Origin of the sequence: Paenibacillus nasutitermitis (assembly GCF_014641075.1) — a bacterium.
GTDB classification, from domain to species: domain Bacteria; phylum Bacillota; class Bacilli; order Paenibacillales; family Paenibacillaceae; genus Paenibacillus_Z; species Paenibacillus_Z nasutitermitis.
In genome coordinates, this window is the sequence record NZ_BMHP01000003.1 from 535,957 (window position 1) to 559,845 (window position 23,889).

The following is a 23,889-nucleotide window of genomic DNA, read 5'->3' on the forward strand; positions in this document are numbered from 1 at the left end:
CGTAAAAAAATAGGCTCCATTTTAGGGAGACTCTTTCCGAAACGTTTCGGATGAACTATAATTGTATTATAAATTGCATTGAAAGCATTTACAACCTTTTTCTTTAAGGTTATTATTTCCATAACCTTCCTCTTTCTCAGGCTCTCTATTTATTTCTGCTGTTTGAAGCACCACTATTATATCAAGTTCCGGAAGGAGGTTCGTATATTGGTAACCATCAAGGATATTGCCAAAAAGGCCCAGGTATCCGTTACTACGGTATCCCGTGCCCTTAATGGATACGACGACGTGAATAAGGAAACACGCAAAAAGATAATCGGAGTTGCAGAGCAGTTGGGTTATAGTCCCAACATAGCGGCGCGTTCACTCATCTCCAAGAAAACAAAAACGATTGGACTTCTTCTTTCCAATGTTACAAGAGCCAGCTCCAAGGACAACATTGTGTTTGAGGTGCTTTGCGGCATGAATGACCGTGCCGGGGAGCTGGATTATGATTTGGTGCTCTTCAGCACAACCCCGCAGAAACAGAAGATCAAGTCCTACAAGAAGCTTTGCAACGAAAGAGGAGTTGACGGCGTCATCATTAGCGGAATTCGTCTCGACGATCCTTACCTGGAAGAAATTGTATCGTCGGATATCCCCTGCGTTCTGATCGATATTCCTCTTCAAGGCCCCAATGTCGGATACGTTACTTCTGATAATGTCAAAGGGGCCTATACAGCCGTCCGGCATTTGCTTGATAATGGACATCGCCATATCGGCTTGATCAACGGTCATTCCCAGGCGGATGTCAGCATACACCGGCTTAAAGGCTATGCCGATGCGCTGGAAAGCTGCGGCATTCCTTACAATGAAGCCTATGTGGTGGACGGCGCTTTCTCGGAGTCCGGCGCCAGAGAAGCCATGTACCGCCTGTATTCCCGTTTCCCGGAACTGACGGCTGTATTTTGCGCCAGCGACCTGATGGCACTCGGAGCGATACAGGCAGTCCAGGGTCTGGGGCGTCTTGTCCCTGAGGATATTTCCGTCGTTGGTTTTGACAACATCGACTTGACCGCTTATCATTCGCCCGCCATTACGACCGTGAATCAGCATAAATACGAAACCGGCTACCAGGCAGCCCAACTGCTGGTGGATATGCTCGAAGGACGGAATGTGAACCATCACATCGTACTTAACACAGAGCTTGTTAAACGCGAGAGCGTGCGCAGTTTGACTAGAAGCAACGGCTAACGCCTTTGCGGCGAAGCAGGTTTCTTCCATTAGGGATGTCCCGCCGCTGCCCTCCATCCCCGACGTTTCCATAGAAACAGGCAGCCAAATCCTCATTTACTGACATTCAGGCTGCTGCAATACGAAAAAGAGGTCCCGCGGGACCTCTTTTTCCCGTGTTTCTTGCAGAAGGGTTGCCATTGCGGAACGGTTCGCTATATGATGGAATACGATGAACCTCGATGGGAGAATGGACAAACAATGGCATATAAAATCGTATTCTTTGATATAGACGGGACATTGGTGGACGAGGATAAACAAGTCCCTCCGGATGCCGCCAAGGCCATCCGTGAATTGAAAGATAAGGACATCATCACCGTCATCGCAACAGGAAGAGCGCCTTATTTCTTTCAACCGATCGCCGAAGCGCTCGACATTCAGTCTTATGTCAGCCTGAACGGCGCTTATGTCGTCAGCGAAGGCACGCCGGTCTTTAAACATGCGATTCCCCGGGCCACGCTTGCCGCGCTTGTGAACCGGGCAGCGGAGCATGGCCACCCGCTCGTATTTCAGGGCTGTCAAGGTTATTTCTGCAATACCGCCGATCATCCGGCTGTTCTGGATTCGGTTAATTCGCTCAAGGTTGAGCTGCCGGGATTCAACCCCGCTTTCTGGGAGACGGATGATATTTTCCAGGTATTCCTTCACTGCGAAGCAGAGGATGAGCACCGGTATGAGCAGCTTCTGAATGAGCTGCGGCTCATCCGCTGGCATAAGTCTGCCCTAGATGTTCTGCCGAGCGGCGGCTCCAAGGCAATCGGCATCAAGGAGCTGCTTGCTCACATGGGCATTGCGCCGGAAGAGGCGGTCGCATTCGGCGACGGTCTCAACGACAAGGAGATGCTGTCCTTCGTCGGACTGGGCATCGCCATGGGCAACTCCCACGACGAGCTGAAGCCTTTCGCGGACTATGTCACTTCGCATGTCGGCGAAGGCGGTGTCGTGAACGGTCTGCGCTATGCCGGGCTGATCTGAAGCCGGAACGGGCAATAGCCGCAAGACGCCAGACAGGAAAGCAGGCGGATCACCCGTTGATACGGGGGAATCCGCCTGCTTTGGTTTTGTTTGACGTTCAGGCTTTCACACGAGATTCCCCTAAATGTCAGGGTATACTCGAAGATTAGCCCGGTTTATAGCGGGTTGGTACACACATGGCTGTGGCTTTTGGACATAGCAGGTTTCTAACTGGGGTCGGCCTCGACCGTCGACAGCGAAATTTGGACAGGCTCCGCAAATTGCGCCGCCGCTTCCCCCTTCGGGTTGCTGAGTCGGAACAGATAGCTTTTCCCGGACTGCGATTTCCATATCATATAGTCCTTGATGCCTTCGGCGCCGGATGCTTGCAGATAAAGCTCCGCGTAACCCAGCGGATGCTCCACTAGCTCTCCGCTGTAATCTTGGACTTCTCCGAATTTAGCCAGTTCTTCGTCCCCCTGCTTGCGGAGCGACTCCAGCGAGTACTCGGAGGGCAGCGGCTCGATAATCACGTTGTAATTGGAATCCGATACCAGCGACAGCCGCCCTGCAGCCGCATCGAACGTAAACCCGTCAAATATATAGAGCGAATAGCCTGTTCCCTGCTGCAGCTTGGCTTCGTTTGGTTGATATCCGTCTTTGGTAAACAGGTCGAATGAGCGGGTGTCCGGCCGCTTCGAACCTTCCGGACTGGGCGCGTCAGATTCATCTGGTGAAGAGGATGCGGGCGGATTGGCCGTATCCGGGGTGTTCACGGTAGAATCGGACGGGGATGCAGCCGGATTTTCCGACTCTGCATTACCACCATTTTGGCCGGAGCAAGCCGCAAGGATTAGAAAGCATGACAGAATGGCTGCTGCTCGGGTTGGATTGCGCCATTTCTTCATTTTTGATACCTCCTCATGAATGGGGTTCGCTTCGTAGGGGTTCACTATGAACTAACCACTCCCAAGCCGTTTCAATCAAAAAATCGTCTATTCATTCAATAATATGCTCCGTTCCGGCGAAGGGCCATAATCGATGGATTTGCGGTAGGCGGAGGGGTTTTGTCCGTACAGGGCGGTGAACTGCTTTGTAAAATAAAAGGAATCGGAAAACCCCACATCCTCCGCTACCTGCGCGATGGACAACGAAGTTCTCTCCAGCAGCCGAGCCGCGTAGCTGAGTCTCATCTTAAGCAGCGTTTCGATTACCGAATCGCCGGTTTCCTGTTTGAACAGATGAGCGAACCGGGAAGAGGAAAGTGCCACCCGCCCGGCAAGTGAAGCTATTGTGTGCGGCTCGCGGAAATGCTCTCCCAAATAATCCAGAGTCTGCCTGATGCGTGCATCCATCGCCCCGCCTTCAAACTGCCTGGCATACCGTCCAATCAACAGAACAACCTCTTCAAGCGCATTTTTTGCGAGCCGCTGCTGCTGCAGGTCCCCCTGTATGCTGTCTCTCACCATCCTCCGGAACGCAGTAAGCAGCCGCTCGCGGATGACGGGCTGTTCGATCGACAGCATGAGCAGGTCGCCTTTCTTGTCAGGCAGCTGCAGCAGATCCATCCATTCCGGATCCGGAAGGAAATGTGCCCAGACAAACTGCCACTTCTCTCCTGCAGTTGTTTCGTAATCATGCGGGACACCGGGTCTGATCAGCACCAGATCGCCATCCTCGCAAGCATGACGTTCCTGACCAAATCCGAAACTGCCTCTGCCCCCATAAGTTAAAGTCAGCAGCCAATCGCGCGTCCCCTGCGGCCGCCTCACCTTGTAATCGTCAAGCTGCTCAAAGTCGCCGGCCAGGATGCTGTGAGGATGGAGCAGATAGGCGTTGTCAGCAGAATCCTCCAGATTTTCAGCCATTCTATATATTCCTCCCAAGAACGTTATCTATTTATAATAAGGATAACGCAAGTCAACAATTTCGTAAAATGGGAGGCAACACTGATGACAACAGCGAAGCTTGGAGACGTATTGAAGGACGAACAAAAAAAGCAGTTTGATCAAGACGGTTATCTGCTTCTTGAGGGGTTGTTCGCCGAGGAAGCCGGACTTCTGAGGGAGCATTATATGAAGCTGCGAACGGAAGCGCCGTCCCAATTCTATAAAGCGCTCAGTGCTGAAGAGTCTGGCGGGGACATCCTGAAGCAATACCCGCGGATCATGCACCCCCACCGGTTTGACGAGCTGTCCAAATCGTATATGCTGCATCCGGCTCTTATGAATGTACTGGCCGATCTGTTTGGTGCCGAGCCGCTTGCGGCCCAATCGATGCTTTACTTCAAGCCCCCGGGAGCTAAAGGTCAGGCCCTGCATCAGGACAATTTCTATCTGCTGGTCGAACCGGGCACCTGTATTGCGGCCTGGGTTGCGCTGGATGATGCGGATCAGGACAATGGCGGGATGCTTGTCGTGCCCAAGTCCAACGCACTTGAGGTTCAGTGCCCGCATCAAGCCGATCCTGCCGTATCCTTCACGCGGGATGAGGTGGATGTTCCTCAGGGCTACAGCCCTGTACCGATGAATATGAAAGCCGGCGATGTCCTGTTCTTCAACGGCAGCCTGATTCACGGCTCCTATCCGAATACGTCGCAGGACCGCTTCCGCCGGGCCTTCATCTGCCATTATGCCTGCGTCCAGGACACAAAAATCAGTGCAGGCTACAAACCGTTAATTCGGTTTGACGGCAGCGAGCATGCAATCGAAAGCAATGTGGGCGGTGGACCCTGCGGCACCGAATTCTCATCGCCGGGCATCCATTAGTACCTCCTTCCGCACCCCAACCATCATAGACCGGCCGGTACCGACCTTTTAAAGGGACGGACGGCGGGTCTTTTTTTTCACCTTATAGAATGCAAGTTTCACTCTTATAAATTTCCCGCCAGAGAACAGCGCAGCCGTTGCTTCTTGTGTCACCGTACAGGATCCAATAATGGCTTCCATCGTCAGATAAGGGTTCAGTGATGGCGGGAGTCGTTTAATAAAGGAAGAGAATAGACAGATAATCCGTAGCAAACACGTTTTAGCCGGATGAAACCGGAAGCATTGACGAATGAAGGGGCCATTACAATACCACTGGACGATGATCAGCTCTGGCATAACCTGCGTCTATCTCCTTATCGGAACGCACGTGAATCCCAACAGGAGGAAGGAAATACCATGAAACCATATACAGAATCGGAGAAAGAAATCAACAAGCTTCGCGAAACGATTGAGAAGTTGTCCAGTCAAATCGAGCATAGCCGGGAAAAGGAAGCCAGAACACGCCATGAATTCTCATCGATGAATGATGAGCTCATGTCGTTACAGCGCTTGCTTGCCAAGAGCAATTCGGATTTGCAGGGTGCCCGCGATGATGCCGACCGGGCCAATCAGGCCAAAAGCGATTTCCTTGCTGTCCTGAGCCATGAAATTCGCACGCCTATGAACGGTATAGTCGGATTGGCTGAGCTGCTGGCCCACACCGAGCTAAAGCCGGAGCAAAACAAATCCTTGCTCATGATTCAGGACTCGGCCAGTCTGCTGCTGACGATGATTAACAATATACTCGACCTCTCCCGTTTAGAAGCCGGCACTATGCAGCTTGAACACGGCGAGTTGGACCTGCGTTTCATACTGGAGCATGTGACCGAGCTGATCCAGCCTATGGCGGCTGCTAATGGAAATAATATCCGCACCGTGGTGGATGCGGGCATTGGCCGAACGCATCGGGGCGATGCTGCCCGGATCCGACAAATCATGCTGCATTTCATCGACAATGCCGTTAAATTCACCAACAACGGAAGTGTCGAAGCTTGTGCGGAGCTGTTGTACGAGAAGCCAGACATTCAGGCGCTGCGCATCAGCGTCACGGATACGGGTATCGGCATTTCGGATACTAATCAGGCACTGCTCTTCAAGCCTTTCTCCCAGGTACATGCATCTACAAGAAAGAAATACAGCGGCCCCGGGCTTGGCCTGTCCATATCCAGGCGATTGGTGGAGCTGATGGGCGGGAAGATCGGTATCCAGAGCCGAGAAGGCGAAGGGTCCACCTTCTGGTTTGAACTGTCGTTGGACAAAGCAATACGCAGCCCCGCCCCGCCTCAGCCAGGAGCCCTCCAGACTCAGGCTAAAGACGGGCTTAACGATCTGGATCAGTCGGCTGCTATTCTGCTGGCAGAGGATAACCCGATTAACATGCAGGTTGCGTAGCTGCAGCTCAAAAAACTCGGCATGACAAACATTGTTACGGTCATGAACGGCCAGGAGGCATTCAACGCCTTCCTGAATCAGCCCTATTCCCTGATCTTAATGGATAACCAGATGCCCGTGCTGGATGGTTTGAAAGCGACGGAAATGATCCGCGAGCGGGAGCAGGCGGACGGCCTCCCGCGAACTCCCATTATTGCGATGACTGCTAACGCCATGAAGGGAGACCGCGAGAATTGTATGCTTGCGGGAATGGACGATTATATCACCAAGCCCGTCAACCTCGACAAGCTCAGAGAAGTGCTGGGCCGCTGGCTTCAGCCAGACTCCCGGGCCCCGTCCGGAATTGACGAGATGATCGTCCAGGACCTGCTGGAGCTGGGCGGCAGCGGGGACTCCCTGGTGCTTGCGACGCTTCTGGATATGTACATGGCGGATACCCCGGGCAAAATAGAACGCCTGAAGTCCGCCGTCGCCGGTCAGGATACAGAAACCGTCAGACAGCTGGCCCACGATCTGAAATCAAGCAGCTTAAGCATAGGCCTCCGGCAGCTTGGTTCACGGTTTGGCCAAATCGAGCAGTTGGCCAAAGAGCAGCGGATCAAGGAAGCGGCCATGATTCTGCCCCTGCTGGGTCCAAGCTATGAAGAGGCCTGCGGGAAGCTTGCCGCTTATTTCTAGCCTCATGCCGATTTGTCACTGGCCCGCTTGTTTTTTTCATTTGACTGTTGGCATAGAAGACAAAAAAACCTTGAACGGGCGGACCCGTTCAAGGGTTGCAGCAGACTGTTTGCTGCTGGGTACTTCTAATGCGCTGCTGCCGGACGCTCTTGCGCTTTGTCGGCTTCGCCGGCATTGCGGTTCGCCGCTTCCCGGTTCTCCATCATCTCTTCGACCGTTTTGGTCTTCAGGCGCGCAGCGCCCTCGTAGCCCTCGCGGGTAGGAACAAGATTTCCGGAAGCCAAGCGTTCCCTGGCCTCTTCAATTGCCGCTTCGTACTGGGGCAGCCACGGTGCCTGCGCAACCAGCAATTCGTCGACCATCTGCCAGATTTCCTTGGGATTACAGACAGCACCGACGAGCGGATCCATCATCATTGCCTGGCGCAGCAGCTTGTCATCGCCATGAATAGCCGCTTCCACCGCCAGACGCTGTACGGAAATACTCACATTGCATACTGCCGCGCAGCCCAGCGGGAGCTCGCCCACATGCGGCAAGCTGATGCCGTTGCGGTCCACATAACCTGGCGCTTCGATAATGGCATCATCGGGAAGATTGGCGATAACGCCATTGTTCACGACATTGAAGTGGCCGCGGTATACACGTCCGGTTTCCAGTCCTTCGATAATGTAGGAGCCGTGCTCCTCGCTGCGTTTGTCGGCGGCATAGATGAGCGGGTCTTCTTTCATCCAGTTCGGAAATTCCGTCTCAAACCAGTTGCGCCCTTCCTTACATACCCTCAGATACCCGCCGGTTTCTCCATTAATCCACGTACCCAGATCGATCCAGTCCATAATTTCATCCGAACGTTTGCGGTACCAGGGGACATATTCGCTGAGATGGCCGTTGGATTCCGTGGAATAATAACCGAAACGGCGCATCATATCGATCCGCACCTTCTCGGTGGTGGAGAATTCAGGATGATTCTCGAACGCCTCCAGCAGCTTGCCCGTCATATCCTCGCCATTATGCTTCACGTTGATATACCAGGTTTGATGGTTGATCCCGGCGCAGATGATATCGATATCCTTCTTCTCCAGCCCCAGTGCCTGGGCAATCTGCCGGTGTCCGCCCTGTACGCCATGGCATAAGCCAATCGTCCGTACGCCGCCATACATATTGCAAGCCCAGGTCATCATGGCCATCGGGTTGGCATAGTTAAGCAGCAACGCGTCCGGAGCCGCCACCTCGCGGATATCCTTGCAAATATTCATCATCTCCGCGATGCCGCGCTGGCCATACATAATTCCTCCGGCGCACAGCGTATCCCCGACACATTGATCAACGCCGTATTTGAGCGGGATATCCACATCATGCTGGAACGCTTCAAGGCCGCCGATCCGGACGACTGTGAAAATGTAACGCGCCTCTTTGAGCGCTTCCCTGCGGTCGGTTGTCGGCTGAATCCTGATTGCCAGTCCATTCTCGTCAATATCCCGCTGGCACAGCCTCGTAACCATATCCAGGTTGTGAGAGTTGATGTCCGTAAAAGCAACTTCCATTTCCTTGAATTCGGGCACGGAAAGCAGATCCCGCAACAAGCCCCTCGTAAATCCGATACTCCCTGCACCGATAAACGCAACTTTAAAAGACATGAAAAAAACGCCTCCTTCTCATATCCGGCTTTGCCGGGGTGGCCCAAATAGAAAGCATCACTTGTTGACTGCTCCTATCGCTAAAGGGTTATTCGCTCTTGACCCCATTGTAGCAGGACCCTACGGAAGACGTTTTCAATTTCACAACCGGATCGGCTACGTAATGTCAACTATCGCAACCTGATTTTGAAATCCTTGCATCGTCTCCCTCGACTTGCGATAGGCAGCCGGGGACAGTCCGGTATATTTTTTGAACATGGCGCTGAAATACTGCCTGCTGTTAAGACCAATATAATCCGCAATATCGATGATGGGCACATCCGTTCTCGCGAGCAGCATTTTGGCCTTCTCAATCCGCAGCTCGGACAAATATTCGGTCATCGTCTGCTTCATGCTCGCTTTGAAAATACGCTGCAAATAAACCGGATGAAGATTCACCGCTGCTGCAATATCCTTGATTTGGATATCGCGGTCATAATATTGGTGAATGTAATGGACAGCCTTGCGCACATAACGGTCAATCTGGCGGACGGCGCTGTCCTTCTGCTCCTCCGCCGCAAGACGGGCAACCCGGATCAACAGCTGCGAGATCAGCAGATTAACCGTAACCATCTGCTCCTCGCTTGGCGTATCCAGCTCCGTTACGAGATTTTTGAGCGTATGATAGACATCGCTCGGATCGCGCAGAACAATATAAGGCTCACGGCGCGCAAGCAGCTGCCGCAGTGCGGAGCTTCCGTCCACAAGCTGCCGCAGAGCTGGATAAATGCCTTCGCATGCGGCAAAAACAAATTCCACATTGAGCATGCGGCAGGGATTCCCGTCCACAATGAGATTGTGTTTCACACCGCTGTCCAGCATAATGAGATCGCCCTTGCGCATAGGAATCATCTGATCTGTTGTCGAAACTGTGCAAGTACCGCTGATTACGTACATGATTTCGTTCGTCTGGTGGGCATGAAAGCCCATATGAAAGTTGATCCATTGTTTGTAATAATAGGCCAGAATTTGCGGCCGGTATTCATCCTGCACCCATTTGGGATTAAACAGGCTGTATGCCGTTTCAATTGCATTCGCCTCCCTTCAAAAAAGGCGGTTCCGACAGTGCCCTTAAGCCCCGATAGAACCGCCTCTGCTATTAGGATCTCTTCTCGCCGGTGAGCACGGTCACCTGTTTGCCGTCCTTTGCAAGGCGCTCAACCACCTTCTGCAGCGACAATCGCGCCGTGTGATCCCAAACTTTGCTGGCGCTCAGATCGATATGCACCTCGTCGGCGGCGCAGCCTTGTTCAATCCGCTCGTCCAGTACGGCTGCGGAAGCAAAGAACAGCTGTCCCTCAATCCGGTATATGCGCGTGCTTCCTTCCCATTCGCTATGGATATGAAGGCGCGACGCCTTCACCGCAAACCAGATGAAGCTGATCAACACCCCGACAAGCACTCCAATCGCCAGATCATGCGTGAGGATAACCGAACCGACCGTTGCGAGCATAACCACCGTTTCGCTGACGGGTACTGCGCGCGGCTTGAATACGGAACGCCAATCGAAGATTGCCGCGCATACCATCAGCATGATGCCGACCAGCGCAGCCATGGGAACCAGCGCGAGCAAATCCCCTGCAAGGACCACTAATAGAAAAAGAAACAGAGCGGCGACCAGAGTAGACAGCCGGTTGCGGCCGCCCATCCTCACATTCAGCACAGATTCCGCCACCAGCGCACAGCCCGCCATCCCGCCGAAGAAGCCGGCGGCAAAATTGGCAAGGCCTTGTCCGCGCATTTCCTTGTTCTTGTCCGTTCGTTCCCCCGTCATTTCATCCAGCAAATTATGGGTCAGCAGCGTCTCCGTAAACCCGACGACAGCCAGAGACAGGGAATAGGGCAGTATAATCATCAGCGTTTCCCAGTTAAACGGGATATCAGGAATCAGAAACGATGGCAATGAAGCATCAATCACGGCGATATCGCCGATACGCGAAACGCCGCCCATGCCGAATGCCCATACAGCCAGCGTAAGCACGGCGACGGCTATCAGCGGCGACGGGATCGCCTTGAAGAAACGGGGGAGCACATAAATAATGACCAGCGTTGCCGCAACTAACGCGTACATCGTCCAGGGCGCACCCTTGAAATAACGCAGCTGCGACATGAAGATGAGAATCGCCAAGGCGTTGACAAAACCCGTCAGCACGCCACTGGGGACAAAATTCATCAGCTTGCCCAATTTGAAAACACCCATTAAATATTGAAGGATGCCGGTAAGAATGGTCGCTGCGAATAAATAGGAAATGCCGTGTTCCTTCACAAGCGTCAGCATCAATACCGCCATGGAGCCGGCAGCCGCTGAGATCATCCCCGGTCTTCCACCGAGGAAGGTCGTTACGAGCAGAATACAAATGGATGCATAAATCCCAACCGTAGGCGGTACCCCCGCCATAAGGGAAAAGGCCAGCGAATCGGGTACTAGAGCCAGTGTCGCAGTCATTCCCGCGAGTATGTTGCCTTTAACATTTGTTGTCCATTGCTGTTGCCAGGTTCGAATCAAAACCTTCACCTCTAATAGGAATCGTTAAGCTAGCCGAAAGAAGACTTCTTGCCTGCTACTCGGCTAGCATAACGTGATCCTCTATTGAAGGTCAATGAAAAATGTGCCTTTTCGGACTAGAACCCTTTATATTGGGGTTCCTCATTTTCCAGCTGCTGAACGCGGCCTTCCAGTTGTTGAAGGACCTGCTGCGTTGATTCTGCCGCATTGGTGTAGATGTTTTTGGCATCTTGGTTTTCAGTGGCCAAGGCGAACTGCTCCAGGCTGGCCTGTGCGCTTTTTAATGAAGCGACGCAGGTTTTTACATCGGATGATACCGTCATGATTATCACCTCCGCATTATTCATTTTTTACCATGCGTATTGTACCCCTGATAAGAGATTTTATTCTCCCTTTAGTCATCCGCCTTTTATTTAATACCATTAATGAATCAAGAAAGGGATTGCGGGGGATTCTTTACCAAGTAACCATTCTCATGGAAGCTACACGCATTTTTTAATGAAGGAGGTAATTTTGATGCCGGATTGGCTGTCAGTTGCAGTGAGGACCTTATTGGCGGTTGCAGTGCTGTTTATCATGACCAAATTGCTTGGAAAACGGCAGGTTTCCCAGCTTTCATTATTTGAATACATAACGGGCATTACCATCGGCAGTCTGGCGGCTTATATTTCGCTGGATATTGATATGAAATGGTATCTGGGTATCGTCTCCTTATGTGTCTGGGTGGGGGTATCGCTTGGAATCGAATATCTTCAGATCAAAAGCAAGAGAGTGCGTGATTTCATTGACACCAAAGGGACCGTCTTAATAAAAGACGGCAAAATCCTCGAGGAGAATCTGAAAAAAGAAAGGCTCACTACAGACGAGCTGATGGAGCAGCTGCGAAGCAAGCAAGTTTTTCTCGCTTCCGATGTCGAATTTGCGATTATGGAGCCCAGCGGCTCCGTTAATGTCTTACTAACACGCGAGAACCAGCCGCTCACAGCCAAACACACCGGAATAAAAGTCAATCCCGAGCAGGAACCGCAGGCCGTTATTATGGATGGTCGGATTATGGATGAGCCGCTGGCAACCATGGGATTAAGCCGGGAATGGCTGAATACGGAGCTGGAAACGATTGGGGTCACGCCCGAAAATGTTTTTCTTGGCCAGGTCGATGCCAATCAACAGTTGTTTGTCGATCTGTTCGACGATCAACTGGTCGTTCCCAAACCGAATATTAAAGCGGCCTTGTACGCCTTGCTGAAGAAATGCGAAGCGGATCTGGAAATGTTCAGTCTCTCTACCGAGGAAGAAGAGGCGAAACATATGTATGAGCGCTGTTCGCAATCTTTGGAACGTACCCTGCTTGAAATCAAGCCTTATCTGAAGAACTAGGCAAGGAGGAACGAGCATCATGGTATCCAAAAAAGAAAAGAAAACAATGCCGGTTCAACGGGACTATCAGCAGCTTGCCTCCCAGCTTGAACCCAAGCGTCCTGCATTCATCAACTGTTTACGCGCTTTCCTAGTGGGAGGGTGCATCTGTATTCTGGGACAGGCGATACAGGATATGTTTGTCCGCTGGGCCGGTTTCGACAAGCAGCAGGCATCTAATCCAACCGTCGCTGTTCTGATTCTGATTTCTGTGATACTCACGAGTCTCGGCGTATATGACAAAATCGCCCAATGGGCAGGGGCGGGTTCAGCTGTGCCTGTAACCGGATTTGCCAATGCCATGGCATCTGCGGCGATTGAACACCGGAGCGAAGGATTGGTACTGGGCGTAGGCGGGAATATGTTTAAAGTCGCGGGAGCCGTTATTGTGTTCGGCACCTTTGCCGCTTTTGTGGTGGGCGTGCTGACTTGGATAATCGAAGGAGTCGGAGGAGGATCCTGATATGTTAAAAGGACATCAAAGCTGGGTGTTTGAGAATAAACCGGTGATCCGCGGAGCAGCTACCGTGGTTGGCCCCTTCGAAGGACAAGGACCGCTTGCCAATGACTTTGATATTATCCATGGCGATCTGATGCTGGAGGAGAAAAGCTGGGAGAAAGCCGAAAAGGTGCTGATTGAAGAATCAGCCAAGCTGGCAATCGAGAATGCGGGGCTTACCAAGGAAGAGGTCCAATTCTATATCGGCGGCGATTTAATGAACCAAATTATTAGCAGCAGCTTCGCCGCGCGCACAATGAGCATCCCGTACCTAGGTGTATTCGGCGCTTGCTCGACCTCTATGGAAAGTCTCGCGCTTGCCGCTTCGCTAGTTAATAGCGGCTCGGCGCACCATGTGCTGGCCGCCACGGGCAGTCATAATGCCAGCGTCGAGAAGCAGTTCCGCTACCCGACGGAATACGGCTCGCAGAAACCGCCAACCGCCCAATATACAGTAACAGGCGCAGGCGCGGCCGTGGTCTCCAGGTACGGCAGTGGCCCGGCGGTCACAACAGCCACAATCGGGCGTGTCGTCGATATGGGCATCACCGATCCTTTCAATATGGGTGCGGCCATGGCTCCCGCTGCCGTCGATACCATCGAGGCCCATTTCCGGGATTTGCAGATTGAACCGGGGTATTATGATCTGATCGTAACTGGGGATCTGGCGAAGCTTGGCCATAGTATCGCGACCAAATTATTTGAGAAGCATAACTTTCCCATCCAGCAAACCCTTTTCAGCGACTGTGGCATGATGATTTACAACTACGAAACCCAATCCGTGCAGTCTGGCGCAAGCGGGTGCGGATGTTCAGCGACCGTAACATACGGACATCTGCTCAAGCGGATCCGTGCCGGGGAGTTGAAAAGGCTGCTGGTCGTCGCTACCGGTGCCCTTCTTTCGCCTTTATCGTTCCAGCAAGGTGAGAGCATCCCATGCATAGCCCATGCGGTTTCGATCGAGGGCCAGTAAATTATATTAGAATTATCGCAAACTATCCCGGGATTACGCATATATATTAGACATGCCTATCCCCGGGAGTTGGTGAAATGCCGTCGCTTGCCCAATATTTGGCCATTGTTGTTGGAAGTCTGCTGATTGCAGCTGGAATCGATTTTTATTTGGTTCCTTATCATATTATGGATGGGGGCTTTATCGGGGTCGGACTCATCTTCCACTATCTGTTCGGATTTAAAATAGGGTATGTCATTATTCTATGCAGTATCCCGGTGTTTCTGATCTCCTGGTATAATGAGCGGGAATTTCCTCTCGGCAGTCTGTTGGGACTGTTTTTGTCTTCTTTTCTGACGGATATGCTCGATACTCATCCTCATCAAATACTGCTGCCCCCTATCGCCAGCTCCCTTATTGGAGGTGGATTCGTCGGATCAGGGCTAGGCATTATGCTACGGCACAAGGTCAGTACGGGGGGGACGGATCTGCTGGCGCATATGATTGCCAAGGATTCCTCGATTAATGTCGGCCTCCTGATCTTTGCCGTGGACGTTGTCGTTATCGGCCTTGGAGGCTGGCTCATCACCGCTACCTCCTTCATTTTGTCCGCCATGACCATAACCGCGGGTGCAATCGCTACGATCCTGCTCACCACCCGAAATGTTAAACCTTTCTTGCATATCGGGTTTGCCCGCCGCAAGCGTTGATATTCCCCTGTTGATGATTTAGGCTTCTTTTAATATTTCTATTATTTCGTCTAATTTTCTTATTGTCTTAAACTGCCCCACAGCTAGAGTCTCATCCCATACGACGTATCCTTCTAACCATATTGCATGCAGGCCTGCATTTATCGCCCCATATACATCATTTCTTGGATGATCTCCAACATAATAAGCGTTGCATGGATCTATCTTCAGTACCTTTAACGTTAATTCAAAAATGGCTTTGTCCGGTTTCTTAAGCCCAATTTCTTCAGAGATATGAATAATGTCAAAGAAATCCCCTATCTTGGCTGAACTTATTTTACTGTACTGTATCTTTTGGTTTCCATTTGTTATTAATGCCAGTTTATAGCCTTCACCTTTTAAGTAGTCCAGTAAATGAACAGCGCCCTCCATTAATTCAGAACTATTTGGAAACTCCGAATCCCAAAAGGATCTAAATTCTAAAAAAGAAAGGGGGGTCTTCCACGGTAAGCTCTTTATCAAATCGTTGTAGAGGTCCTGTTTACTTCGATATCCGTCACCATCAGCCTTGGATAATCGATTAAATACTTGTTGTTCTGAATATTCAGGTTGAATATAGCGTTTATGCAGTTTTTCAGAAAATGTTTGTAAAGATTTCTTTCTATCCAGCAATGTGTTATCCAAATCAAAAATAACGGCTTGATCCTTAATGTTCATATAGCTCCCTCCCCGCTGCCCCTTTTAACCTGCAGTAGGTTCTTCTCTATAATGTTGGATATCCCCGTGTAAAATGATGTTTGTTTCCTCCCCGTCCAGTTCGATCTGACATAAGCACGCAGGATAGATATAGGGTGGCATCCAGATCTCTTTAAGGGGGCGGGCTTCAAAATATGCCATTATCAGCTTAACTACAACCGTATGCGTTACGATTAATATGGATTTGCCCTGGTTCTCATGAATGATTTTATGTAATAGATTGATTGAACGTTTGGAAACCTCCTGATAGGTTTCGCTGCTTTGGACATGAAACTTCTCCGGATCATTCCAAAAGTAATCAAATTGTTCCGGATTCGTCTCTTTCACTTCTGCCTGCGTTTTGCCTTCCCAGATTCCCAAATTGATTTCTTTCAAATCATTGCTTTCAATCATATCGATTTCCCTTGCAGCTCGGATTAATTCAGCCGTTCTTCGGGCTCTTAGACTAGAACTTGAATAGATGACATCGATTTGCTCATTCGCGATGGATTCACTTAACCACTCGGCTTGCCTCAGACCTAACTCTGTTAATGGCGAATCTTGATGGCCTTGCAATTTATGCTCGACATTCCATTGCGTCTGTCCATGCCTGACCAGGTAGATGATGGTTTTGTTATTCATGACTTCCGCCTCTCTTAGAAGGATTTGCAGGATCTCTTTAGGAACGGGGATCTTTGACCGGCACCAAAATATCAGCATTATGGAAGTTTTGCTCTTCTCCAAACTTAAATACTTCAAGCGCCAGCGACCTCGTGTTATTCTCCAGCCCATTTGTCTCTAAATAATTCATGATGAGTGCGTAAGGGTCTTCATCCGCGGACCGTACCTTTGCATATCGTTGGGCAGACAAGCTGAACCCTATCATTCCCTCCGGGATATGACTGATTTCGGATACCTCCATACAATAAATATAAGTAAATAATACATCGTTTGCAAAATGGGGACACACATATTCCCGTTCATTGACGATGCCCTGGATATCATGCTTCTTTTCTATAAATATCCGATTGGCTTCCTTGATTCGATCCGGATCATGTTTTTGAAAGGCTACCGTTACGGGGACACCGACATAATGTTTCGCTTCCAATGCGATCATCTCTACCTGATTGTTTTTCATGCTCATCCCCCTTATTCTACTTCATTTGGCTGTCTGTTAAATTCTTCTTTCACCTCATCCTTTGGATCCCAAATGGACCACGCGGCTTCCAGCAGATTTCCCTGGTTATCCCGGAAATAAAAATACTTGGCCTCTCCTGTTCCAAGCGTATGCAATTCTTCAACTTTATTTCCGTTGTCCTTCAAGAATCGATGCGTATATTCAATATCGGGGCAGTTGATGGCCATGATTGGAAATGCTTTTCCATTTCGGGTAATTTCCAGCCGGCTGTCGTCTTCCGTTTCAATGAGCAATAAAGCGATTGAATGTTTGTGAGGATGATGCAGCACCGCCAGAAACGAACCGCGATCCTTAAACTTGTTTTTCAATTGAAAATTCAGATTGCGGGTGTACCACTCGATGGACTCGTCAATGTTTGACGTCGGTACATAGACATAACCAATCTGTGTAAAAGCCATTTCTTTGCCCACCATTCAACACTCCCCTGAGTTATTAAAGCCCGTACAGAACCGTTCATCCTACCCTCCGAACGCGATGCGGTACCCGTCAACATCTTCAATCGTAAACTCGCTAAAAATTTCGTTCAGATCCGGCCCCCTTGCAATCCGTATTCCTGTTGCTCTAAACTCTTCTATTAACAGACGCACGTCGGTATAACAAAAAGCATCAAAATACAAGCCACCTTCTACCGAGGAGAATGGCCTTACATCCGCTTCGTTGCGTGCCGGGTGAAGAATGAACGTGACCTGATCCCTTGTCATATGGACGTGTTGAACGTCCGGGCCGCCGACCAGCTCATAATGGAAGCCGATATTTTTATAAAAGGCTACGGAGTTTTCAAGGTTTCTGACAAGCAATACCATGGTTGGTCCCGCCAGCTTTGCTTTTTCCATCTTGCATTTCACTCCCTTGAATGGTTGACTCCCATGTGATTATCCATAAAAACAATAAAAAACATCAAAGAATTACTCACGTTCTGAGTTTCTTGATATTTTTGGAAAATGTTATTTATTGGATACCACCATTATATCTCAATCTGATCAGTGTGTAACCACCCGTTTTGATTACTCGAAAAAGGCAGTTAGGAATCTCCATTCACCTGCCTTGAGCCACAGCCATAGTCTATTTGTGAATTGCATCTTAATAACTTGGATTGACGGGCGCCATATAAAATCTTATAATTAAATACATGTTCGATACATGTCTAACATAAAAATGAGGGATCGGATGAAACGAAACGCCGGTTACTGTTATACCGAACTAGCCGATGTGCTGCGTGCTCAGATCAAGTCCGGCTTTATCCGACCGGGCGATTACTTACTGCCGGAGAACGATCTAAGCTCCAAATACGGCATTAGCCGATCTTCGGTAAGACGGGCTTTGCTGGAGCTGCAAAACGAACAACTCATCATCAAGCATCCCGGCAAGGGCACGATGGTCACTTACTCCTCAGACACATCGCCCAACGATCACAATGAGCTGTTGATCGTGTGCCCCTCCCCTTCTCTGTTCTGTACACAGATGCTGCCTGTGCTCATCCCGATCTTCGAGGAACGTTGCCCTCATGTGAAGATCCGAGTATTCTCGATCTCTTACCGGGATTCACTGCTCGAGGAATTAAGCCATCTTGGGGTTAAACCCGATCTTGTCGTGGTCTCCGATCAGCAATTCAGCATGATGCACCCCGATGATTTCCTTGCGATCCCGCCATCGATTGTCCAGCAAACCAACATACCTGAACCCGTTTATAAAGCCTTTCTGAGTCACGACACTCTGCTCGCCGCACCTGTAACCTACTCCCCAGTCTTCCTTGCCTATCAGAAGCATTTATTCCACAGACACCATGTTGCCCTCCCTCACCCTGGCTGGACGACCGAGCAATTCATTGAAACTGCCAAGCAATTAACGCTTGATACGAACCAAGACGGAATTATCGATCTGTTTGGGATCGCCTTATCCTCCGCTACTACACGCTGGCCTTTATTCGCTTTGAAAAAAGGTGCAGATGTTATCACAAGCGATGCCGAGGAAAGCTCCTTTCATAATTGGGTGCAAGCGTTAACCTTTATGCGAGACCTGATCTACCTGCACAAAACCGTCCCTATTTTTCCGATCCACGATATGTTCCTCATCCAGCAGCTCTTCGATGAAGAACGAATAGCCATGATGCTAACATCGCTGTTAGCGCCGGCCCGTATAACAGGCCTGACACCCTACGAAATCGCCCCTTTCCCAAGCGAATTCGATCAAGGTGGCATGCTGATCGCCAATGGACTCATGATCGCTAGGAATGCCTCTCATCCGGCGCTTGCTCAATTATTCGTCGAGGTATGTATGACGTCAGAGGTACAAGCGCAAATGATACAAGGATCCCGATTCCTCTCCGTCTATGATTCTGTCAATCAGACGAACTGGAGAAAGCAGGATCTGCTTTCGCTTGGCGTATTGCCCGAGCAGATCGTTTACTCCAAGGTCGTTGGCGGGTTATTCACGCCAGGCACGCGGATAAGCGAGCTAGAAGCGCAAATGAAGAAGTATTGGTCTGGCATGGAACAACCGGTTGATTTGGTTCATCGGCTTCACCATAGGTAAAACGATGATGAAGCCTTGAATAGATGGAGTTGCATGAAAGGAGGACAGTTGGAGGAAATTTTTTTGTCAAAAATAATACAAGTACGTAACAAGTATAAAATTTGAAGGAGGCATAATCATGATTCGTTTCAGAAACCGGACCCTGCTTTTCCTATCGTTCTTCTTTCTACTCTCGCTCGTTATCGTTCCAGCAGTCCCTTCCAGCGTTTCAGCCGCCAATCTCCTCTCGAACGGCAGCTTCGAGACACTAAGCGGAGGAGCACCTACGGATTGGTCCTTCAGTAATTACAGCACAGCTGGAAGCACCACGGTAATCACGGGCGCCGCTGCTGCAGGGTCGAAGAGCGTAAAACTTACCGCTGCCGGAACCACCGATCGTGCCCTATACACGCAGTGGTATATCCCCGTAACCTCGAATCAGCTTTATCGATTCAAGGCCAAATATAAGACTGTCGGGAGTATAACGGGAAGCGCCTTTTTGAAAGTAACCTGGTATGATTCCTCGAAAACGGCTATTACCCCTACTTACTCCGCCAACCCGATCTCGGAAAACTCCAATTGGATGCTGCTGACCCGCGATCTTACAGCCCCAGTCGGAGGAGCTTACGCCACCATTCAGATTGAAGCGCGATACGGCGCTACGATCCAGTTCGACGATCTGCAGATGGAGAGCGTCACGAATAAGCTGGGCAATGGCAGCTTCGAACTGCTGACAAGCGGCAGCCTGCAGACATGGACATTCACGAATGTCAGCACAAGCGGCAGCGTCACTCCTCAATCCACTGGCGGATACGATCAGCCTAGCTCCGTGAAGCTGCGGACCACGAATGCTACAGACCGGGCTGTTCTCAGTCAAACTTATCTTCCAGTAACTGCCGGTAAGCGATACAAGATGACGGCGGTCTACAAGACCACATCTCTGAACGGCCGTTTATATATGAGGGCTACATTCTACGATTCCAGCCATACCGCCATTACTCCAACGACGAGCACATTCGGTCAAGCCTCCTCTACTTGGCGCGAGCTGAAGCGGATTACGATGGCTCCGCCCAATGCCGCCTATGTCACCTTCCAACTGCAGGTCGACCAAGGAGCAAGCGAAGTTTATTGGGATCATGCCCGGTTGGAGGAAATGAGCGGTTTAACCGATGCTGATGGCTCACCGCTTCCCGTTACCCTCACGGACGATCTTCCGATGGAGATGGCTCCCGCGGATTTTTGGGCTCTGTTCCCTTCAGCGTCGTTGACTCCTACCTCTACAACATTATGGGCAAACGACGTACTTCGCCATTATTATTTTGGTTTGGACAATGATGGTTACAGCTCGCTCGACAAACCCAAAGCAGTAGATGCCGCTGATGACGTTCTGACTACGCTTAATCCTACGGTTGGCGTGACCATTAGCTCAGGTGGTCCTACCCAAGTCATCGCCGGCGACATTCCTTACTCACCGCTAGTGAGTACCAAGTCCCCGTATTCTGATCAATATTATGCTAGAGGTAACGGGGGGCAGCTGTACTCCACTTACGTACCCGCCTATGTAATCACCCATGATACCAAGTATCTGGACCGGGCCAAAGAGCTGGCTAACTACATGCGGTACAGCCAATATACGTTAGACGGGGATAACGATTTTGCCCGCGTTCATTACCCAAGCGAATGGTCCGATTTGGTGGCCAAAGGCAACAATACCGCTTGGAAGGGCGGATGGGATTACCAATTCGACTGGGTCTGGACCGATTCTTACGGCTATACGTTTGATCTGCATTCCCCTGATCACCATGTAAGCTCGATGATGGCATCCGGTCTCGTCTATCTCTATAACAACACGAATAATGCCGATGATCTTAACTCCGCTTACGATTTCGTCTATAACCATTTTCCTAGTTACGGCTACCATACGGGGATGTATGACGGGCGACGTTACTATTGGACGGGATATAACCCGGATCTGAACGGCACTCCCGATGACGGCTCGAGGCCGATCTGGGATGCAACGGACAATGTAATGGGCATGACGGCCAGAGCCGCGGCACAGGTAGGCTACTACAAAAACGACGCCAAAATGCTGGAATACGCCAGGGGCGCGATCTGGTATCTCATCCGAGAATTCGATACGGACGGCAAGCTCTACTACGATGGCGCCGAGAATGAGAAGAACAGCCGCACGGTAGAGACTCACGAAGCCGTAACGATCTGGCAAGCGATGCAGGCTTTGCCTTATTTGATGAAGGCGGGCGTCGACGTCTCCGAGGAATTGGAGGGTATGGATCGGATTATCAACTACTACTACGGCAATCTGGTCGAGTATGGGGACCGTAAATACCTTCGCGCCGACAAAGTGTTGGAAGGGACGCTTGCGCCTAATGAGAATCTTAAGATCGTCACCTACGTACAAGCTACAACACAAGCCCTTAGCGAGGTAAAATGGTTCGACACGATCGGAACGGGTTACACCGCCTCCAATCCATTGAGTGTGCGCATCTCCAAGGTCAATGCTCCAACTACGGTCAATAACAACTGGACGATTAATAGCTCCCAGGATGTCACCTACACGATCAATCCTACCCAATTAGCCAACGGGTTGGTTATCCCTTGGACGATGAATGCAGGAGATGTGTTCCGCATCGAATATGCCGTAACTACATCCTCCACTTACAATCCTGCGACGAATCCATTGCCCCAAGGCAGCTTCGGATTATTCGTTACGAATGCAACCGGTGAGCGGGAATATCACGGGGTCGGCACGCAAACCCAGATTACGGATGTCGCTACACGAGTGAACAGCACGAATTTCTTATCGTTCCCGGCCCAAATCCTGTTCCCGTTCGCCACGGAGACGGCTTCTCAAATGAACGTCAGTACGTTTGCCGGCACACCGCAGTCGTATCCAGGCGACGGTACATGGGGGAGCACCAGCGCGAAACGTTACGTCTATAACTTCCGCAGCCTGCTGCCTCCTTCGAGCTCGAGCGGCGATCCGTTCTCCGTCCTCTCCCAAGGCACGGTTAGCTACAAGTCGGATGCGATCAGCGATAACATCGGCTTCACGTTCAAGCTTCCCCAGTCGTGCACCACCTGCAACCTGAAAACTTGGTATGCCCAATCCAGCAACTTCGGCAATTGGCAGGCGTCTCTCGACGGGACCAATATCGGAAGCGTGCAGGATGGGTATCACACTTCCTTAAGAACCGTTGACGCCGTTGGCTTAGGCACATCCACTGTGGCATCGGGTGCTCACCAGATCAAATTCACGGTGACCGGCAAAAATGCTTCCTCGTTTGGTTATCAAATCGGTCCGGGCAGCATCACGGTCGAACGTCCCTAAGGCCTGAGGTTAATAAAAAGCCTTCTCAATGGTGCTTAGGGGTCTGACCCCATAGTGTGAGACAAATTAAAACACCTTCAAGAGAATGTGTCCATATCGCAAGATATGGGGATATCCTTGAAGGTGTTTTTTAGCCATTGGCGTCTTGATACTCTTCTTTTTAATAAACGCTTTTGCTTAATATTGTCCTTTAATTACAAAAAACGAGCCCCGGATGGTTCCAGCAAGTTTAGACTTCTGCCTGGCAAACTTAAACTTCCCTTCCAACTCCCTTGGTACCTCCATCCCCTCAGAAAGCTTAAAACCAACGGCCCGCTTCTTAGGGTCATCAACCGTATACATGACATTGATCCCAAGACCATCCTCATAAAAGACGTAGGTGAATTGGATATTTTCCACTTGAAAACGCGACGTTTCCAAAGGCTTGGCCGCAAACGCAAGATCACGTTCTTCTTTCAAAATTCGGTTCACATAATCAAGGGTTTCCTGGCTTTCACTAGCGGGTACCACCGTAAATTCATGTTTGTATTTGTTCATAAAGTATCGGGCTTCATTCGCACGTAAACCAGCAAGCGCTTCTGCTGCAGGTGAAGACTCTAAACCAACCGTTGATACCGTTTTAAAATCAACGATATAGGACATACTCATCACTCCAATCCAATGATCTCGTTATTTCCTAACAACAGGAATCCATATTTCACCATAGACGAGGCCGTCTCGCTGCCCCATCTCAACCGTTGTATTGGGTCCGCCAACATAGGCAAAATTCTGGGCTTCCGGCAAGACTTGGCCAAAAGCAATGCCGGTAAGCTTATTGCTCATCTCTTCGGCCGTATTCCCTTCGCCTTTTACGATGAGGTATTGCCCCTTCGGGAATTGAATCACTCTGTGTTCTTCCGGTACCGACGCTTCTGTCATGACACCGGCATAATACATCATCTTGTGATTTACCGCTTCGTTCACGGCAAAAATGTAGTCATTCGTGGCAATGGCCTTTAAAGCGTCAAGCCTTCCATCCTGCTCCACTGCCCGCCAAAAGTTTTCCTTCTCCTTGTTCATGCCGCCATAATCGGTGTAATCACTCTTTAGCTCCGTCCCAATACCTAGAACGATAAAGCTGTCTTTTTCCTCAAGGGTATACGCTGCCATGATTAACTCTCCTTTTTTTGAATGGATTAAATGATTTGTTTTTCACTTGATATGTTTATAATAACCATAAATCATATCAAATTATGACACTGTTTAGAGATTCCGATGA

General features: G+C 50.2%; 25 protein-coding genes. 11 read left to right on the top strand and 14 right to left on the bottom strand.

Features of this window, described 5'->3' with window-relative positions; translation table 11 throughout:
* Positions 1 to 207: 207 nt before the first annotated feature.
* Positions 208 to 1,233, top strand: coding sequence for a LacI family DNA-binding transcriptional regulator (locus IEY46_RS21375; protein ID WP_188994831.1), 1,026 nt, complete (start codon positions 208 to 210; stop codon positions 1,231 to 1,233).
* Positions 1,234 to 1,473: 240 nt separating this feature from the next.
* Entirely contained in the window at positions 1,474 to 2,247 is a 774-nt protein-coding gene (locus IEY46_RS21380) for a Cof-type HAD-IIB family hydrolase (protein ID WP_188994833.1), read from the top strand.
* Positions 2,248 to 2,453: 206 nt separating this feature from the next.
* On the opposite strand, the gene IEY46_RS21385 is transcribed toward IEY46_RS21380, so the two are convergent.
* Positions 2,454 to 3,134, bottom strand: coding sequence for a DUF8580 domain-containing lipoprotein (locus IEY46_RS21385; protein ID WP_188994835.1), 681 nt, complete (start codon positions 3,132 to 3,134; stop codon positions 2,454 to 2,456).
* Between the two features lie 87 nt (positions 3,135 to 3,221).
* Positions 3,222 to 4,094 (bottom strand): helix-turn-helix domain-containing protein, encoded by an 873-nt coding sequence (locus tag IEY46_RS21390; protein ID WP_188994837.1) that lies wholly within the window; start codon positions 4,092 to 4,094, stop codon positions 3,222 to 3,224.
* Positions 4,095 to 4,178: 84 nt separating this feature from the next.
* On the opposite strand from IEY46_RS21390, the gene IEY46_RS21395 reads away from it, so the two are divergent.
* Positions 4,179 to 4,994: a phytanoyl-CoA dioxygenase family protein gene (locus IEY46_RS21395; RefSeq protein WP_188994839.1), complete on the top strand. Its 816-nt coding sequence runs from the start codon at positions 4,179 to 4,181 to the stop codon at positions 4,992 to 4,994.
* A 48-nt stretch (positions 4,995 to 5,042) separates the two neighbouring features.
* Here the strand turns inward: IEY46_RS21395 and IEY46_RS21400 are convergent, their stop codons facing one another.
* Positions 5,043 to 5,330, bottom strand: coding sequence for a hypothetical protein (locus tag IEY46_RS21400; protein ID WP_188994841.1), 288 nt, complete (start codon positions 5,328 to 5,330; stop codon positions 5,043 to 5,045).
* Positions 5,331 to 5,390: 60 nt separating this feature from the next.
* On the opposite strand from IEY46_RS21400, the gene IEY46_RS21405 reads away from it, so the two are divergent.
* Both IEY46_RS21405 and IEY46_RS21410 read left to right on the top strand, forming a co-directional pair.
* Positions 5,391 to 6,425 (top strand): ATP-binding protein, encoded by a 1,035-nt coding sequence (locus IEY46_RS21405; RefSeq protein ID WP_188994843.1) that lies wholly within the window; start codon positions 5,391 to 5,393, stop codon positions 6,423 to 6,425.
* Positions 6,426 to 7,103 (top strand): response regulator, encoded by a 678-nt coding sequence (locus IEY46_RS21410; protein ID WP_268239540.1) that lies wholly within the window; start codon positions 6,426 to 6,428, stop codon positions 7,101 to 7,103. It abuts the gene before it with no gap.
* 125 nt (positions 7,104 to 7,228) lie between these two features.
* On the opposite strand, the gene IEY46_RS21415 is transcribed toward IEY46_RS21410, so the two are convergent.
* The 4 genes from IEY46_RS21415 to IEY46_RS21430 all read right to left on the bottom strand — a co-directional run bounded on the left by IEY46_RS21415 (position 7,229) and on the right by IEY46_RS21430 (position 11,605).
* Complete coding sequence (locus tag IEY46_RS21415) at positions 7,229 to 8,737, bottom strand: alpha-glucosidase/alpha-galactosidase (RefSeq protein WP_188994847.1); 1,509 nt, start codon at positions 8,735 to 8,737, stop codon at positions 7,229 to 7,231.
* Between the two features lie 156 nt (positions 8,738 to 8,893).
* The gene (locus tag IEY46_RS21420; protein WP_188996077.1) at positions 8,894 to 9,706 is read right to left on the bottom strand and encodes an AraC family transcriptional regulator; all 813 of its coding nucleotides are present in this window, start codon (positions 9,704 to 9,706) and stop codon (positions 8,894 to 8,896) included.
* Positions 9,707 to 9,875: 169 nt separating this feature from the next.
* Entirely contained in the window at positions 9,876 to 11,282 is a 1,407-nt protein-coding gene (locus tag IEY46_RS21425) for a SulP family inorganic anion transporter (RefSeq protein WP_229750446.1), read from the bottom strand.
* A 116-nt stretch (positions 11,283 to 11,398) separates the two neighbouring features.
* Positions 11,399 to 11,605, bottom strand: a complete 207-nt coding sequence (locus tag IEY46_RS21430) for a DUF1657 domain-containing protein (protein WP_188994849.1) — start codon at positions 11,603 to 11,605, stop codon at positions 11,399 to 11,401.
* Between the two features lie 193 nt (positions 11,606 to 11,798).
* On the opposite strand from IEY46_RS21430, the gene IEY46_RS21435 reads away from it, so the two are divergent.
* From IEY46_RS21435 to IEY46_RS21450, 4 genes are all read left to right on the top strand, one after another.
* Positions 11,799 to 12,659, top strand: coding sequence for a DUF421 domain-containing protein (locus IEY46_RS21435; RefSeq protein ID WP_188994851.1), 861 nt, complete (start codon positions 11,799 to 11,801; stop codon positions 12,657 to 12,659).
* Between the two features lie 19 nt (positions 12,660 to 12,678).
* Positions 12,679 to 13,161: a stage V sporulation protein AC gene (spoVAC, locus tag IEY46_RS21440; protein ID WP_188994853.1), complete on the top strand. Its 483-nt coding sequence runs from the start codon at positions 12,679 to 12,681 to the stop codon at positions 13,159 to 13,161.
* A gap of 1 nt (position 13,162) precedes the next feature.
* Positions 13,163 to 14,170 (top strand): stage V sporulation protein AD, encoded by a 1,008-nt coding sequence (gene spoVAD / locus IEY46_RS21445; RefSeq protein ID WP_188994855.1) that lies wholly within the window; start codon positions 13,163 to 13,165, stop codon positions 14,168 to 14,170.
* Positions 14,171 to 14,247: 77 nt separating this feature from the next.
* The gene (locus IEY46_RS21450; RefSeq protein WP_188994857.1) at positions 14,248 to 14,859 is read left to right on the top strand and encodes a YitT family protein; all 612 of its coding nucleotides are present in this window, start codon (positions 14,248 to 14,250) and stop codon (positions 14,857 to 14,859) included.
* 18 nt (positions 14,860 to 14,877) lie between these two features.
* Here the strand turns inward: IEY46_RS21450 and IEY46_RS21455 are convergent, their stop codons facing one another.
* From IEY46_RS21455 to IEY46_RS21475, 5 genes are read right to left on the bottom strand one after another with little or no spacing between them, the layout of a single operon-like run.
* On the bottom strand, positions 14,878 to 15,555 hold the full coding sequence (locus IEY46_RS21455) for an HAD family hydrolase (protein WP_188994859.1): 678 nt from the start codon (positions 15,553 to 15,555) through the stop codon (positions 14,878 to 14,880).
* Between the two features lie 24 nt (positions 15,556 to 15,579).
* Positions 15,580 to 16,215 (bottom strand): histidine phosphatase family protein, encoded by a 636-nt coding sequence (locus IEY46_RS21460; protein WP_188994861.1) that lies wholly within the window; start codon positions 16,213 to 16,215, stop codon positions 15,580 to 15,582.
* A gap of 37 nt (positions 16,216 to 16,252) precedes the next feature.
* Complete coding sequence (locus IEY46_RS21465) at positions 16,253 to 16,711, bottom strand: GyrI-like domain-containing protein (RefSeq protein WP_188994863.1); 459 nt, start codon at positions 16,709 to 16,711, stop codon at positions 16,253 to 16,255.
* An 11-nt stretch (positions 16,712 to 16,722) separates the two neighbouring features.
* A complete protein-coding gene (locus IEY46_RS21470) occupies positions 16,723 to 17,184 on the bottom strand; it encodes a VOC family protein (protein WP_188994865.1) in 462 nt (153 codons plus the stop codon).
* A 45-nt stretch (positions 17,185 to 17,229) separates the two neighbouring features.
* On the bottom strand, positions 17,230 to 17,604 hold the full coding sequence (locus tag IEY46_RS21475) for a VOC family protein (protein ID WP_188994867.1): 375 nt from the start codon (positions 17,602 to 17,604) through the stop codon (positions 17,230 to 17,232).
* A 334-nt stretch (positions 17,605 to 17,938) separates the two neighbouring features.
* Between IEY46_RS21475 and IEY46_RS21480 the strand changes: the two genes are divergently transcribed.
* Together IEY46_RS21480 and IEY46_RS21485 are read left to right on the top strand one after the other, a co-directional pair.
* Positions 17,939 to 19,303: an extracellular solute-binding protein gene (locus IEY46_RS21480; RefSeq protein ID WP_188994869.1), complete on the top strand. Its 1,365-nt coding sequence runs from the start codon at positions 17,939 to 17,941 to the stop codon at positions 19,301 to 19,303.
* 118 nt (positions 19,304 to 19,421) lie between these two features.
* Entirely contained in the window at positions 19,422 to 22,631 is a 3,210-nt protein-coding gene (locus IEY46_RS21485) for a hypothetical protein (protein WP_188994871.1), read from the top strand.
* Positions 22,632 to 22,808: 177 nt separating this feature from the next.
* Here the strand turns inward: IEY46_RS21485 and IEY46_RS21490 are convergent, their stop codons facing one another.
* Together IEY46_RS21490 and IEY46_RS21495 are read right to left on the bottom strand one after the other, a co-directional pair.
* Positions 22,809 to 23,273 carry a DUF8821 family protein gene (locus IEY46_RS21490; RefSeq protein WP_188994873.1) on the bottom strand — a complete coding sequence of 155 codons (465 nt, stop codon included), beginning with the start codon at positions 23,271 to 23,273 and terminating at the stop codon, positions 22,809 to 22,811.
* A 27-nt stretch (positions 23,274 to 23,300) separates the two neighbouring features.
* The gene (locus tag IEY46_RS21495) at positions 23,301 to 23,780 is read right to left on the bottom strand and encodes a GyrI-like domain-containing protein (RefSeq protein ID WP_188994875.1); all 480 of its coding nucleotides are present in this window, start codon (positions 23,778 to 23,780) and stop codon (positions 23,301 to 23,303) included.
* Between the last annotated feature and the right edge of the window lie 109 nt (positions 23,781 to 23,889).

Coding starts and splice junctions, on each gene's coding strand:
- IEY46_RS21380 (WP_188994833.1), top strand. CDS start 1,474: ATGGCATATAAAATCGTATTCTTTGATATAGACGGGACATTGGTGGAC.
- IEY46_RS21385 (WP_188994835.1), bottom strand. CDS start 3,134: ATGAAGAAATGGCGCAATCCAACCCGAGCAGCAGCCATTCTGTCATGC.
- IEY46_RS21390 (WP_188994837.1), bottom strand. CDS start 4,094: ATGGCTGAAAATCTGGAGGATTCTGCTGACAACGCCTATCTGCTCCAT.
- IEY46_RS21395 (WP_188994839.1), top strand. CDS start 4,179: ATGACAACAGCGAAGCTTGGAGACGTATTGAAGGACGAACAAAAAAAG.
- IEY46_RS21400 (WP_188994841.1), bottom strand. CDS start 5,330: ATGCCAGAGCTGATCATCGTCCAGTGGTATTGTAATGGCCCCTTCATT.
- IEY46_RS21405 (WP_188994843.1), top strand. CDS start 5,391: ATGAAACCATATACAGAATCGGAGAAAGAAATCAACAAGCTTCGCGAA.
- IEY46_RS21415 (WP_188994847.1), bottom strand. CDS start 8,737: ATGTCTTTTAAAGTTGCGTTTATCGGTGCAGGGAGTATCGGATTTACG.
- IEY46_RS21420 (WP_188996077.1), bottom strand. CDS start 9,706: ATGGGCTTTCATGCCCACCAGACGAACGAAATCATGTACGTAATCAGC.
- IEY46_RS21430 (WP_188994849.1), bottom strand. CDS start 11,605: ATGACGGTATCATCCGATGTAAAAACCTGCGTCGCTTCATTAAAAAGC.
- IEY46_RS21435 (WP_188994851.1), top strand. CDS start 11,799: ATGCCGGATTGGCTGTCAGTTGCAGTGAGGACCTTATTGGCGGTTGCA.
- spoVAC (WP_188994853.1), top strand. CDS start 12,679: ATGGTATCCAAAAAAGAAAAGAAAACAATGCCGGTTCAACGGGACTAT.
- spoVAD (WP_188994855.1), top strand. CDS start 13,163: ATGTTAAAAGGACATCAAAGCTGGGTGTTTGAGAATAAACCGGTGATC.
- IEY46_RS21450 (WP_188994857.1), top strand. CDS start 14,248: ATGCCGTCGCTTGCCCAATATTTGGCCATTGTTGTTGGAAGTCTGCTG.
- IEY46_RS21455 (WP_188994859.1), bottom strand. CDS start 15,555: ATGAACATTAAGGATCAAGCCGTTATTTTTGATTTGGATAACACATTG.
- IEY46_RS21460 (WP_188994861.1), bottom strand. CDS start 16,215: ATGAATAACAAAACCATCATCTACCTGGTCAGGCATGGACAGACGCAA.
- IEY46_RS21465 (WP_188994863.1), bottom strand. CDS start 16,711: ATGAAAAACAATCAGGTAGAGATGATCGCATTGGAAGCGAAACATTAT.
- IEY46_RS21470 (WP_188994865.1), bottom strand. CDS start 17,184: ATGGTGGGCAAAGAAATGGCTTTTACACAGATTGGTTATGTCTATGTA.
- IEY46_RS21475 (WP_188994867.1), bottom strand. CDS start 17,604: ATGGAAAAAGCAAAGCTGGCGGGACCAACCATGGTATTGCTTGTCAGA.
- IEY46_RS21480 (WP_188994869.1), top strand. CDS start 17,939: ATGAAACGAAACGCCGGTTACTGTTATACCGAACTAGCCGATGTGCTG.
- IEY46_RS21485 (WP_188994871.1), top strand. CDS start 19,422: ATGATTCGTTTCAGAAACCGGACCCTGCTTTTCCTATCGTTCTTCTTT.
- IEY46_RS21490 (WP_188994873.1), bottom strand. CDS start 23,273: ATGTCCTATATCGTTGATTTTAAAACGGTATCAACGGTTGGTTTAGAG.
- IEY46_RS21495 (WP_188994875.1), bottom strand. CDS start 23,780: ATGGCAGCGTATACCCTTGAGGAAAAAGACAGCTTTATCGTTCTAGGT.